This is a genomic window from Burkholderia singularis, from assembly GCF_001718875.1.
Classification (GTDB): Bacteria; Pseudomonadota; Gammaproteobacteria; order Burkholderiales; family Burkholderiaceae; genus Burkholderia; species Burkholderia singularis.
The window spans coordinates 1,637,720-1,650,316 of record NZ_CP013448.1 but is presented as its reverse complement, the minus strand read 5'-3'; the positions used below and the strand labels follow the sequence as shown (position 1 = coordinate 1,650,316).

The window sequence follows — 12,597 nt, the reverse complement described above, 5'->3', positions numbered from 1 at the left end:
CCACCGAACCGACCATCATGACCGAACCGACCCAACCGCAGGCCGCAGTCGCGGCGGACGAAAACCTGATCATCGCGGAGCGCCGCGACAAGCTGCGCGCGCTGCGCGAGCAAGGTGTCGCGTACCCGAACGACTTCCGGCCAACCCACCACGCAGCCGATCTGCAAGCCGAACACGCCGATGCCGACAAGGAAGCGCTCGAAGCGAAGTCCCTCGAAGTCGCGATCGCCGGCCGGATGATGTTGAAGCGCGTGATGGGCAAGGCGAGCTTCGCGACCGTGCAGGACGGCTCGGGCCAGATCCAGTTCTTCGTGACGCCCGCCGACGTCGGCGCGGACACTTACGAAGCATTCAAGAAGTGGGATCTGGGCGACATCGTCGCCGCGCGCGGTGTGCTGTTCCGCACGAACAAGGGCGAGCTTTCGGTGAAGTGTACGGCGCTGCGGTTGTTGTCGAAGGCGCTGCGCCCGCTGCCCGACAAGTTCCACGGCCTCGCGGACCAGGAAATGCGTTACCGCCAGCGCTACGTCGATCTGATCGTCACGCCGCAGACGCGTGCGACGTTCCGCGCGCGCACGAAGGCGATCGCGTCGATCCGCAAGTTCATGAGCGACGCCGAGTTCATGGAAGTCGAAACGCCGATGCTGCATCCGATCCCGGGCGGCGCGGCGGCCAAGCCGTTCGTCACGCATCACAACGCGCTCGACATGCAGATGTTCCTGCGCATCGCGCCGGAGCTGTATCTGAAGCGCCTGATCGTCGGCGGCTTCGAGCGCGTATTCGAGATCAACCGGAATTTCCGCAACGAGGGCGTGTCGCCGCGCCACAACCCGGAATTCACGATGATGGAGTTCTACGCCGCGTACACCGATTACCGTTGGCTGATGGATTTCACCGAACAGCTGATCCGCCAGACGGCGATCGACGCGCTCGGCACCGCGACGTTCCAGTATCAAGGCCGCGAACTCGATCTGTCGAAGCCGTTCCACCGGCTCACGATCACGCAGGCGATCCAGAAGTACGCGCCGTCCTACACCGACGCCCAGCTTGCCGATTCCGACTATCTGCGCACCGAACTCAAGCGGCTCGGCGTGGACGCGTCGCAGCCGGCGTTTCTGAACGCGGGCATCGGCGCGCTGCAGCTTGCGCTGTTCGAGGAAACCGCCGAGTCGCAGCTCTGGGAGCCGACCTACATCATCGACTACCCGGTCGAGGTGTCGCCGCTCGCGCGCGCCTCGGACACGGTGCCCGGCATCACCGAGCGCTTCGAGCTGTTCGTCACCGGCCGCGAGATCGCGAACGGCTTCTCCGAACTCAACGACCCGGAAGATCAGGCGGCCCGCTTCAAGAAGCAGGTCGAGCAAAAGGACGCGGGCGACGAAGAAGCGATGTATTTCGACGCCGACTATATCCGCGCGCTCGAATACGGCATGCCGCCGACCGGCGGCTGCGGCATCGGCATCGATCGCCTCGTGATGCTGCTCACCGATAGCCCGACGATCCGCGACGTGCTGCTGTTCCCGCATCTGCGCCGCGAGGACTGACGGCGGCGGCATGCAGCGCGGCGCCCGGCCGGGCGATCGTTCAGTTGCCTGATCGTCCGGCCGGGCGGCCCGCCCGCTCGACACCGGCGATTCGGCCGCCTGGCGCAGCCGCTTTTCGCTTCATCTCCGTTGCTTTTCGCTGCACCGCCATCTCGTGGCGCAAAACCGCGCCCCGGCCTTCCGCATGGGCAGAACCTCACCGTAAGCGCCTCAGCGGCGCTCGAATCCCCCAAAAGCGCCCAATCCATCGCCCGCCTGATCGCGTGCTTTGTAACCACTGGTTAAAGCATGGCCGCCGCACGCGTCTTGCGCTCCGTCCCTTTCAGCGCGCCGCCATTGCCGCAGCGGCCCGTGCGCGCATTTGACGGTGTTTGACACCGAAGTTTCCACAGCGAATCGTTACAACTTGAAACGGCGCACCCATAGCGGATGATCGACACTTGACTGCAGAAAATAACGCACGTCCGTGCGCGTCAGGAGAGTCGAAAATGGACAATCAAAACACCGCTACTACGCAGCAACGTCAGCGCCTCCATCCGCTCGTCGCTACCGCCGCCGGCGCAGTCATCATCGCCAGCCTCGCGGCAACGGCCGCCGTCACGGGCCTGTTCCCGAAAGCGAGCAGCACCGCCGAGCAGAATCCGCAAACGCAGGCCGCGCTGATCGCGTCGCAACCGGCCGTCGATACGGCCGCCGCCGCGAGCGCCGCGCTCGCCGCTCAAGCGCAGCAGCAGGCCGCGCAGCAAGCCGCGCAACAACGCCAGACTGTCGCGCAGGCCGCGCCTCAACAGCCGGCGCGCCACACGCCGCGCAAACATCACACGGCCGCGGCACCGCAGCCGCAATATGCGCAGCAGCCGTATTCGCCGCAACCGTCGCAAGCGTCTTACTGCGCGAGTTGCGGCACCGTCGCCGCCATCGTGCCGGTGCGCAGTGCCGGCACCAGTTCGGGGCTCGGCGCGATCGGCGGTGCGGCAGCGGGCGGCTTTGCCGGCAACCAGTTCGGCCACGGAAACGGCCGCGCGGCAATGACGATCCTCGGCGCACTCGGCGGCGGGCTCGCCGGCAACGCAATCGAAAAACAGGTTCGCAGCGAAACCGACTATCAGGTGCAAGTGCAGATGCAAGACGGTTCGACGCGCACCTTTACGTACCGCAACCCGCCGCCGTTCGGGCAGGGGCAGCGCGTGCGGGTCGAGAACGGCACGCTGGTCGGCGCCTGATTGGCGCACCGCGCGGGCGCGCGGCGGCGAAGCCGCCCCGCCGCAGACGGTGCCGGCATGAAAAACGGCTCGTGAAGTGATCGCTTCACGAGCCGTTTTTCTTTACGCATGAGATTCGATTCCGTTGCGGCCCGCCGCCGCAACGCCGTGCAAACAGCGCTCGGCAGCGCTATCCGTTCGCGCGTGCGCCCGAACCGTCCGCTCAAACGTTGCAAGCGCCCGCCCACATGCGCGAATGCATGCACGCAAACATCCGCTCGACAGCGCATCAATACATCAACGCATCAATCGTCGTCGAAATCCGATTCGTCGATCCAATACGTCTGGATCGCTTCGAGAATTTTCTCGCCAGAGCGATTCGGATCGTCATCGAAGCCGTCGAGCGCGAGCACCCACTCGCGCAGTTCGGTAAAGCGAACAGTCTTCGGATCGACGTCCGGATGCCGTTCTGCCAGCGCAATCGCGATCTCGCGCGAATCGGTCCATTTCATCGCCGTCTCTCCTTGCGCGTCAGTCAGTGGTTCTCTTTCGCGTGATTGATCGAGTACTTCGGAATCTCGACCACCAGATCCACATCGTCCTTCACGATCGCCTGGCACGACAAGCGCGACGTAGGCTCGAGCCCCCACGCCTTATCGAGCAGGTCGTCCTCGTCCTCGTCGGACGGCTCGAGTTCGTTGAAGCCCTCGCGGATGATCACGTGGCAGGTCGTGCATGCGCACGATTTCTCACACGCATGCTCGATCTCGACGCCATTGTCGAGCAGATTGTCGCAGATGCTCTTGCCGGGCACGGCGTCGATCACCGCGCCGTCCGGGCACAGTTCGACGTGCGGCAGTACTACGAGTTGAGGCATGTTGGTTCCGTTCGTTGCGCTGGGCGCGGCCGGTTCGGTTCGGCGCGCAGCCGCGCGGGTTCGTCGTCGCGCCGCGCGGCCCGGCGTCAGCCCGGCCGCGCGGCGCAGCGTATATCAAATCTCGTCGAGCTTGCGGCCGGCAAGCGCCCGCTTGATGCTCTTGTTCATCCGACGCGCGGCGAACTCGTCGGTGCCCGCGGCGAGCGCCTTCGTCGCCGCGTCGATCGCGTCCGTATCGTCGCCCGTCGCGAGCGCGCGCAGCGACGCGACGAGGCCGTCGATCGCCGCGCGCTCGCCCGCATCGAGCAAATCGCCGTCGGCGTCGAGCGCGGCCTGCGTCGCGTCGACGAGGCGCTGCGCCTCGACCTGCGCTTCGCGCAGCGCGCGTGCGCGCATGTCGGCTTCGGCCGCGCCGAAGCTGTCCTCGAGCATCCGCGCGATGTCGCTGTCGGCCAGACCATATGACGGTTTCACGACCACCGACGCCTCGACGCCCGAGCCCTGCTCGCGCGCAAACACCGACAAAAGGCCGTCCGCGTCGACCTGATACGTGACGCGAATGCGCGCAGCCCCCGCCGCCATCGGCGGAATGCCGCGCAACTCGAAGCGCGCGAGCGACCGGCAATCGGACACCAGCTCGCGCTCGCCCTGCACGACATGAATCGCCATCGCGGTCTGGCCGTCCTTGAACGTCGTGAAATCCTGCGCGCGCGCGACGGGAATCGTCGAATTGCGCGGAACGATCTTCTCGACGAGACCGCCCATCGTCTCGACACCGAGCGACAGCGGAATCACGTCGAGCAGCAGCCAATCGTCGCCGCCGCCGCGGTTGCCGGCGAGCAGGTCGGCTTGAATCGCCGCACCGAGCGCGACCACCTGGTCCGGATCGAGATTGACGAGCGGCGGTTGGCCGAAAAATTCCGTCACCGCTTGCCGAATCACCGGCATGCGCGTCGCCCCTCCGACGAGCACGACGCCCTTGATGTCGGCCACCGTGACCTGCGCGTCGCGCAGCGCCTTGCGGGTCGGCCCGAGCGTACGCTGCACGAGCGGCTCGGCGACGGTCGCGAACGTCTCGCGCGAGATCGTCTGCGCGAGCGTCGCGCCCGTCGACAGCGTCACGTCCAATTTCACGTCCGGCGCATCCGACAGCGCCTCCTTCGCGATGCGCACGCGGTCGAGCAGCTGGCGCACGTCTTCGGGCGCGAGCGTCTTCGCATCGATATTCGCGCGCGCGAGCACGTGATCGAACAGCGCGTGGTCGAAATCGTCGCCGCCGAGCGCCGAATCGCCGCCCGCGGCCAGCACTTCGAACACGCCCTTCGTAAGCCTCAGAATCGACAGATCGAACGTGCCGCCGCCCAGATCGTAGACCGCGTAAAGCCCCTGCGCGCCGTTGTCGAGCCCGTACGCGATCGCCGCCGCGGTCGGCTCGTTCAGCAGGCGCAGCACGTTCAGCCCCGCGAGCCGCGCCGCATCCTTGGTCGCCTGGCGCTGTGCGTCGTCGAAGTACGCGGGCACGGTGATCACCGCGCCGACCAGTTCGTCGCCGAGCGTATCCTCCGCGCGCTGGCGCAGCGTCGCGAGAATCTCGGCCGACACTTCGACCGGGCTCTTCACGCCGTCGACCGTGCGAATCTGCACCATGCCCGGCGCGTCGACGAATTCGTAAGGCGCATTCGCCGCGCCCTCGACTTCCGCCTTGCCGCGGCCCATGAAACGCTTGACGGACACGATCGTATTGCGCGGATCGCTCGCCGCCTCGGCTTTTGCCGCATGACCGATCCGGCGGCCGCCGTTCTCGAGATAGCGGACGACCGACGGCAGCAGCACCCGTCCCGCTTCGTCCGGCAACGCCTCGGGAATACTGTTGCGCACCGCGGCGACGAGCGAATGAGTCGTGCCGAGGTCGATGCCGACGGCGAGCCGCCGCTGATGCGGCGCAGGCGCCATGCCGGGTTCGGAAATTTGCAGTAAAGCCATCTTCAGTTCGATGAGGGGCGTAGCCCTCGTTGCATCGCGCGCGTGAAGCCGGGGCGCCGCGCGCGGTTAGTATCGCGACCGCGCATCCGCGGCCGTTGTGGCGACTGCGACTGGAGAGCGCAACCGGGCATCGCAGCCGTGCATCAGCGCTCGAGACGCTCGATCTGCGCGCGGATCTCCGCCGTCACACGCTCGACGAACATCAATTGCCGCACCGCCTCGGCTGCCCCCTGGTCGGCGCCGCTGTCGACGAGCGCGGCGAGTGTCGCAAGCCGCGCGCGCCGCTCGTCGCGCAGTTCCGCAAGCAGCGCGTCGAGTTCGCCCACATGGCGCGCGGCGGCCGCATCCTCGATGCGCTCGCGCCACTCCATTTGCTGCATCAGGAACGCCGGCTCCATCGCCGTGTTGTTCTCGGCGCCGACGTCCACGCCGCGCAGCGCAAGCAGATACGCCGCACGCTTGAGCGGATCGCGCAGCGTCTGATATGCCTCGTTCGCGCGCGCCGCCCATTGCATCGCGATGCGTTTTTGCGCGTCGCCCGCCGCCGCGAAGCGGTCCGGATGCACCTGCGACTGCACGGTGCGATATGCAGCATCCAGCGCCTGCTCGTCGAGCGCGAATTGCGCCGGCAGGCCAAACAAATCGAAGTGACTGTCTTTGAGCGAAACCATCGCGTGTCGCAATCGTGCCGGATTCGTTGTCGATCGCGCGGCCCAACGCCCGCCGTCGCGAGCCGTTGCGCCGCCCATTAAAAAGGCGGCCCGCGCCGCCTGTTGCCGCGCCGTATGGGAATCGCCGTCAGACGCGGAACGACTCGCCGCAGCCGCATTCGTCCTTCACGTTCGGGTTGTTGAACTTGAACCCCTCGTTCAACCCTTCGCGCGCGAAGTCCAATTCGGTGCCGTCGATATACGCGAGGCTTTTCGGATCGACGAAGACTTTCACGCCGTGGCTCTCGAACACTTGATCCTCGGTAGCAAGCTCATCGACATATTCGAGCTTGTACGCAAGCCCCGAGCAGCCGGTCGTGCGCACCCCGAGCCTCAGGCCCAGCCCCTTGCCGCGACGCGTCAAATACTTCTGCACGTGTTGCGCCGCTTTTTCGGTCAGTGTGATTGCCATAATGTCCTTCGCCGCGCGCAGCCGAGCCGCGCGCGTATTGCGTTCAAACTCAAAACATCGTCCGTCCGACCCGCCGTGCCGTCAGCGCGCACGGCCTGCCTGCGTCACCGGCTCATCGCGCACGGCCCGCAACGCATAAGCCTTGCCTCACGCAGCGGCCTGGTCGCCTTGCGCCGCGCCCGCATGACGCTGCTTGTAGTCAGCAACGGCCGCCTTGATCGCGTCTTCGGCGAGAATGGAGCAATGGATCTTCACGGGCGGCAGCGCCAGTTCCTCGGCAATCTGCGTGTTCTTGATCGCGAGCGCCTCATCGAGGGTCTTGCCCTTCACCCATTCGGTGACGAGCGAACTCGACGCGATCGCCGAACCGCAGCCATACGTCTTGAACTTCGCATCCTCGATCACGCCATCCGCGCCGACGCGAATCTGCAGCTTCATCACATCGCCGCACGCGGGCGCGCCGACCATGCCGGTGCCCACCGCATCGTCGTCCTTCGCGAACGAGCCGACGTTACGCGGATTTTCATAGTGATCCAGAACCTTGTTGCTGTAAGACATGACTCAAACTCCTTGCATTTCGTCCGTGCGGCGCGCTTTTCGCTCAGCGTCCGCGATAAACCGCTCAACCTCGCGCCGTGCTCAGTGCGCCGCCCATTCGATCGTCGACAGATCGATGCCTTCCTGATGCATTTCCCAAAGCGGCGACAAATCGCGCAGCTTCGCAATCTTGCTCTTCAGCAGTTCGATCACGTAGTCGATTTCCTGCTCCGTCGTGAAGCGGCCGACCGTGAAGCGGATCGAGCTGTGCGCGAGTTCGTCGTTGCGGCCGAGCGCGCGCAGCACGTAGGACGGCTCGAGCGAAGCCGACGTGCACGCCGAGCCCGACGATACCGCGACGTCCTTGATCGCCATGATCAGCGACTCGCCTTCGACGAAATTGAAGCTGATGTTCAGATTGTGCGCGATCCGGTGCTCGAGGTCGCCGTTCACATAGGTTTCCTCGATCTGCGTGAGACCGCGCAACAGCTTGTCGCGCAGCGCGCGAATCCGCTCGTTCTCGGTAGCCATCTCTTCGCGCGCGATCCGGAACGCCTCGCCCATTCCGACGATCTGGTGCGTCGGCAGCGTGCCCGAGCGCATTCCGCGCTCGTGGCCGCCGCCGTGCATCTGCGCTTCGATGCGCACGCGCGGCTTGCGGCGCACGTACAGCGCACCGATGCCCTTGGGGCCGTAAGTCTTGTGCGCGGAGAACGACATCAGGTCGACCTTCAGCTTGGCGAGGTCGATCTCGACCTTGCCCGTCGCCTGCGCGGCGTCGACGTGAAACACGATGCCCTTCTCGCGGCAGATTTCGCCGATCGTCTCGATGTCCTGGATCACGCCGATCTCGTTGTTCACGAACATCACCGACACAAGAACCGTATCCGGGCGCAGCGCGGCCTTGAATGCGTCGAGATCGATCAGGCCGTTTTCCTTCACGTCGAGGTAGGTCACCTCGAAGCCTTCGCGCTCGAGTTCGCGGCACGTGTCGAGCACCGCCTTGTGCTCGGTCTTCACCGTGACGATGTGCTTGCCCTTGCCTTGATAGAAATGCGCGGCGCCCTTGATCGCGAGATTGTCGGACTCGGTCGCGCCGGAAGTCCAGATGATCTCGCGCGGGTCCGCGTTGACGAGCGCGGCCACCTGCTCGCGCGCCTGTTCGACCGCGCGCTCGGCATCCCAGCCGTATGCGTGGCTGCGCGACGCCGGGTTGCCGAACTGTTCGCGCAGATACGGCACCATCTTGTCGACGACGCGCGGATCGACAGGCGTCGTCGCGCTGTAGTCCATGTAGATGGGCAGGTGGGGAATCTCGTTATTCATCTGTCGCTCCGGGTATGCGTGTTCTGTGCGGGACTGTTTGTTGGGCTCGCCGCGGCCTGTCGCGCGCGGCGGCTGCGATCATGAGTTCGCAATGTTGAAAACCGAATTCGGGCCAAGCGGAATCGAGCGGACCGGCTCGACGCCCGCCGGGGAAGGCTCGGGCTTGCGCTTGTCGCGCAGCACCGCCGGCGAGCCTTCGCACGCGCGCTGCTGATCGACGAGATCCTGCAGCGATACCGAATCGAGATACTCGACCATCTTCTGATTCAGCGTCGACCAAAGCTCGTGCGTCATGCAATGGCCATTGCGCTGCTTCGTGCCGTCGCACGCGCCCTTGCCGCCGCATTGCGTTGCATCGAGCGGCTCGTCCACCGCGATGATGATGTCGGCCACCGTCACGTCTTGCGCGCGACGCGCGAGGTTGTAACCGCCGCCCGGCCCGCGGACCGATTCGACGATTTCATGCCGGCGCAGCTTGCCGAACAATTGCTCAAGATAGGAGAGTGAAATCCGCTGGCGCTGGCTGATGCCTGCAAGCGTCACCGGGCCATGCTCCTGGCGCAGCGCCAAGTCGATCATCGCCGTGACGGCGAAACGGCCTTTCGTGGTGAGTCTCATGGTATTGAATGGGCAGCAATCTTGACGATTTTTGTCAAGTATAAATATTCGACAAAATCAGTCAAGTATCCCTATCTCCAAAAGGGTGGAAAGCAACATCGAGAATGCTTCAATGCCGGTGCGGCACGCCGGCGCGAAGGCTGTCGAGCAGACCGCGGCACGCATCCTCGCACTGATCGAGCACCTGCTCGAAACCCTGCGAGCCGCCGAAATAAGGATCGGCGATTTCGCGCGGCGCCCCGTCGCCCGCGTATTCCATCAGCAGCCGAACCTTGCCCCGATACTTTGGCGGGCAACGCTTTTGCAGCTCGGCAAGATTCGCGGCATCCATCGCGAGCACCAGATCGAAGCGCTCGAAATCGGCCGGACCGATTTGCCGCGCACGCAATTTCGACAGATCGTAGCCCCGCAAGCCTGCCGCCTGCTGCGCACGCGCATCGGGAGGCTCACCGACATGCCAGTCGCCGGTGCCGGCCGAATCGACGGTGATCACGCCATCGAGCCCCGCCGCCGCGATTTGATGCCGCATCACCCCTTCGGCCGTGGGCGAACGGCAGATGTTGCCGAGGCAAACGAAACAGATCGCGACGCTTTTCATCACGCAGCCGGAATGGTGCGGCGCACCGCTCGAATGGAGAACGCGGCATTATACAAACGCCCGCCGATTCCCGCTTGCCACGGCCCGCGCATCACAGCGCCTTCGACGCCGCGAGCGCCGCGCCTTGCGACGTGACGGGAAGCGGCTGCGACGCGTCGTCGACGAACCCATACGACACGGTGCGCGCAAGCTCGGCCGACGTATCGCGCACGACAGCGCCCGCGCGCGGCGATCCAGCGTCGGAAAAATGCAGATAAGCGGCGGCGGCAAGCGGCACAACGATCGCAAGCGGCCAGTACATCGATATTGTCTTTTTCATGATGCGACCTCACTCGACTCGCGCATTGGGCGTCGCCCAATGTCGGCATGTCGACATTCTATAAATCGTCTCTATCAAGATAAATCCGCGAATAGCGAACGCAGTGTTGTCGCCAGGTGAACAGTCACGCTCGGGCGCGGTCACGAGCGGTCGGCAGGCATCCGAGCGCACCGGAATTTCGCGCGTCGCGCGCCCGCGCCATGCCCAGCCAGCGCCCTGGCGCTTTCCGCGCATGCCGGCGCTGCCACCGCGCGAACGGTGTGCGCACCAATACGCCGCCGCAGGCGAAGACTTCCTCGAATGCCTTCCGTTCTTTTCACAATACGAGATACAATCGTCGCATTCCTGTATTCTTGATGCGGCAATCGATTCACGACGATGAGCAACCCTAACTCGGACTCCAAAACGTCGATCCAGGTGATCGAGCGGATGATGCGGCTCCTCGATGCGCTCGCCGCGCATAGCGATCCCGTCAGTCTGAAGGAGCTTGCGCAACGCACCGAGCTGCATCCTTCCACCGCGCATCGGATCCTGAACGACATGGTCACCTGCCGTCTCGTGGATCGTTCCGACCCTGGTACGTACCGGCTCGGCATGCGACTGCTCGAACTCGGCAATCTCGTCAAGGCCCGGCTGTCGGTGCGCGATGCGGCGCTGATGCCGATGCGCGAATTGCATCGGCTGACCGGGCAGACGGTCAACCTCTCAGTCCGGCAAGGCGACGAAATTGTCTATATCGAGCGCGCGTATTCGGAGCGCTCCGGCATGCAGGTCGTGCGCGCGATCGGCGGCCGCGCGCCGCTGCACCTGACGTCGGTCGGCAAGCTGTTTCTCGCCGCCGACGAGACCTCGCGGGTGCGCGCGTATGCGACGCGCACGGGGCTCGCCGGTCATACTCAAAACAGCATTACCGATCTGCCGAAACTCGAGCGCGAACTCGCGCTCGTGCGCCAGCAAGCGTGCGCACGCGACAACGAGGAACTGGAACTCGGCGTGCGCTGCATCGCGGCCGGGATCTACGATGACACCGGCAAGCTCGTCGCGGGACTATCGCTGTCCGCTCCAGCCGACCGGCTCCAGGACGCGTGGCTCGGCCAGCTCAGTCGCACCGCGCTGACGATTTCCGAATCGCTCGGATACCACCCCGAAGCGCTGAAGGACGCGGATACGCTCACGCAAAAACAAGCCTAACCAAGCTGATCCGCAGCGAAAGCTGGGCACGCGGCGCCAATTGCAGCGAGCGGCCGCACGCGACACCGGCCCAAACAAAAGCCCCGCATTCGCGGGGCTTTTCATCAAGAGATCACGCGCCGCCGGCTCAGGTGCCCGCCGTCGTGTTCGCCGCGGTGAGGCGCTCGCCGCCGCCGTTGTCGAGCCAATTGCGCACGCGCGACGCATCGGCAAAACGCGAATATTTGCCGAACGAATCGAGCAACACCATCACGATCGGACGGCCGTGAATCGTCGTCTGCATCACCAGGCACTCGCCCGCTTCGTTGATGAAACCCGTCTTCTGCAGCCCGATATCCCATGACGCATTACGCACGAGCGCATTCGTGCTGTTGTACGCGATCGTGCGCTTGCCCGTGTACACCTCATAGCTGCGATCGGTCGAGAACTTGCGGATCAACGGATATTGGTAAGCGGCATTCACCATCTTCACGAGATCGCGCGCGGTCGACACATTCGCACTCGACAGGCCTGTCGAATTCTCGAAGTGCGTGTCGGTCATTCCGAGCGCCTTCGCCTTCGCGTTCATCGCCGCGATGAACGCCGGACGGCCGCCCGGATAGTAGCGCGACAGCGCGGCCGCCGCGCGGTTCTCCGAGGCCATCAGCGCGATGTGCAGCATGTCCTCGCGCGACAGCACCGAGCCGACCGACAAGCGCGAGCCCGTGCCTTTCTCGTAATCGCGATCTTCGTCGGTCACTTCGATTTGATCAGTCAGCGGCGATTTCGAATCGAGGACGACCATCGCGGTCATCAGCTTGGTGATCGACGCGATCGGCACGACCGCGTGCGAGTTCTTATCGAACAGCGGCTCGGACGAATTCTGATCGACGACATACGCGACGCCCGAGCGCAGCGCAAGCGCGTCCGGCGTATCGTGCAGGCCGAACGCCTGGCCGACCGACGGCTGGCGCGGCTGGAACGCAACCCGGCGCACGCCGCCGTGGTGACGGCCGCCGGCCGCGAGCGTCATCCGCTTGCGCGAGCCGCTCGCGCGCGCCGTATCGGCCGACGCAACGCGCTGCGACTTCTTCACCACGCTCTTCTTGCCTTTCGCGCTATGTGAAGTCTTTGTCGCGGCAAACGCGTCCGCGGGAGCGACAGCAGCCGCTGACGCCATCAACGTGATGGCAACCGAAACGGCAGTGCTGAGCGCGACGCTCTGCATCATCCTGAGCGGGGCAAACAATTGGGCTTTCATTAGGGTCCGAACATAACGGCGAGGGAATTTTCGCCAGTGT

At 64.9% G+C, this 12,597-nt stretch carries 14 protein-coding genes; 3 read left to right on the top strand and 11 right to left on the bottom strand.

Translation table 11 applies throughout. The features are described 5' to 3' along the window. Window positions 1-17: 17 nt before the first annotated feature. Together lysS and AQ611_RS07575 are read left to right on the top strand one after the other, a co-directional pair. On the top strand, window positions 18-1,544 hold the full coding sequence (lysS, locus tag AQ611_RS07580) for a lysine--tRNA ligase (RefSeq protein ID WP_069234139.1): 1,527 nt from the start codon (window positions 18-20) through the stop codon (window positions 1,542-1,544). A 488-nt stretch (window positions 1,545-2,032) separates the two neighbouring features. Next, window positions 2,033-2,767: a glycine zipper 2TM domain-containing protein gene (locus AQ611_RS07575; protein ID WP_059516541.1), complete on the top strand. Its 735-nt coding sequence runs from the start codon at window positions 2,033-2,035 to the stop codon at window positions 2,765-2,767. Between the two features lie 284 nt (window positions 2,768-3,051). Here AQ611_RS07575 and iscX read toward each other — a convergent pair whose 3' ends face one another. The 10 genes from iscX to AQ611_RS07525 all read right to left on the bottom strand — a co-directional run bounded on the left by iscX (window position 3,052) and on the right by AQ611_RS07525 (window position 10,108). Next, window positions 3,052-3,258: a Fe-S cluster assembly protein IscX gene (gene iscX / locus AQ611_RS07570; RefSeq protein ID WP_059516539.1), complete on the bottom strand. Its 207-nt coding sequence runs from the start codon at window positions 3,256-3,258 to the stop codon at window positions 3,052-3,054. Window positions 3,259-3,281: 23 nt separating this feature from the next. Then, window positions 3,282-3,623, bottom strand: coding sequence for an ISC system 2Fe-2S type ferredoxin (fdx, locus tag AQ611_RS07565; protein WP_059516537.1), 342 nt, complete (start codon window positions 3,621-3,623; stop codon window positions 3,282-3,284). Window positions 3,624-3,737: 114 nt separating this feature from the next. Then, window positions 3,738-5,606, bottom strand: coding sequence for a Fe-S protein assembly chaperone HscA (gene hscA, locus AQ611_RS07560; protein WP_059516535.1), 1,869 nt, complete (start codon window positions 5,604-5,606; stop codon window positions 3,738-3,740). A 143-nt stretch (window positions 5,607-5,749) separates the two neighbouring features. After that, a complete protein-coding gene (hscB, locus tag AQ611_RS07555) occupies window positions 5,750-6,277 on the bottom strand; it encodes a Fe-S protein assembly co-chaperone HscB (RefSeq protein ID WP_059516533.1) in 528 nt (175 codons plus the stop codon). Window positions 6,278-6,404: 127 nt separating this feature from the next. Further along, window positions 6,405-6,728, bottom strand: a complete 324-nt coding sequence (gene iscA, locus AQ611_RS07550; protein ID WP_059516532.1) for an iron-sulfur cluster assembly protein IscA — start codon at window positions 6,726-6,728, stop codon at window positions 6,405-6,407. A 147-nt stretch (window positions 6,729-6,875) separates the two neighbouring features. Further along, window positions 6,876-7,286, bottom strand: coding sequence for a Fe-S cluster assembly scaffold IscU (gene iscU, locus AQ611_RS07545; protein ID WP_059516530.1), 411 nt, complete (start codon window positions 7,284-7,286; stop codon window positions 6,876-6,878). Between the two features lie 81 nt (window positions 7,287-7,367). Continuing rightward, window positions 7,368-8,591 (bottom strand): IscS subfamily cysteine desulfurase, encoded by a 1,224-nt coding sequence (locus tag AQ611_RS07540; RefSeq protein WP_059516528.1) that lies wholly within the window; start codon window positions 8,589-8,591, stop codon window positions 7,368-7,370. 78 nt (window positions 8,592-8,669) lie between these two features. Then, window positions 8,670-9,209: a Fe-S cluster assembly transcriptional regulator IscR gene (iscR, locus tag AQ611_RS07535; RefSeq protein ID WP_059516526.1), complete on the bottom strand. Its 540-nt coding sequence runs from the start codon at window positions 9,207-9,209 to the stop codon at window positions 8,670-8,672. A 109-nt stretch (window positions 9,210-9,318) separates the two neighbouring features. Beyond that, a complete protein-coding gene (locus tag AQ611_RS07530) occupies window positions 9,319-9,807 on the bottom strand; it encodes a low molecular weight protein-tyrosine-phosphatase (RefSeq protein WP_069234138.1) in 489 nt (162 codons plus the stop codon). 91 nt (window positions 9,808-9,898) lie between these two features. Beyond that, the gene (locus AQ611_RS07525) at window positions 9,899-10,108 is read right to left on the bottom strand and encodes a hypothetical protein (protein ID WP_173678685.1); all 210 of its coding nucleotides are present in this window, start codon (window positions 10,106-10,108) and stop codon (window positions 9,899-9,901) included. Between the two features lie 396 nt (window positions 10,109-10,504). Here AQ611_RS07525 and AQ611_RS07520 point away from each other — a divergent pair, with 396 nt between their 5' ends. Then, a complete protein-coding gene (locus AQ611_RS07520; RefSeq protein ID WP_059516518.1) occupies window positions 10,505-11,317 on the top strand; it encodes an IclR family transcriptional regulator in 813 nt (270 codons plus the stop codon). Window positions 11,318-11,444: 127 nt separating this feature from the next. On the opposite strand, the gene pbpG is transcribed toward AQ611_RS07520, so the two are convergent. After that, a complete protein-coding gene (gene pbpG / locus AQ611_RS07515) occupies window positions 11,445-12,557 on the bottom strand; it encodes a D-alanyl-D-alanine endopeptidase (RefSeq protein WP_069234137.1) in 1,113 nt (370 codons plus the stop codon). Window positions 12,558-12,597: the final 40 nt, after the last annotated feature.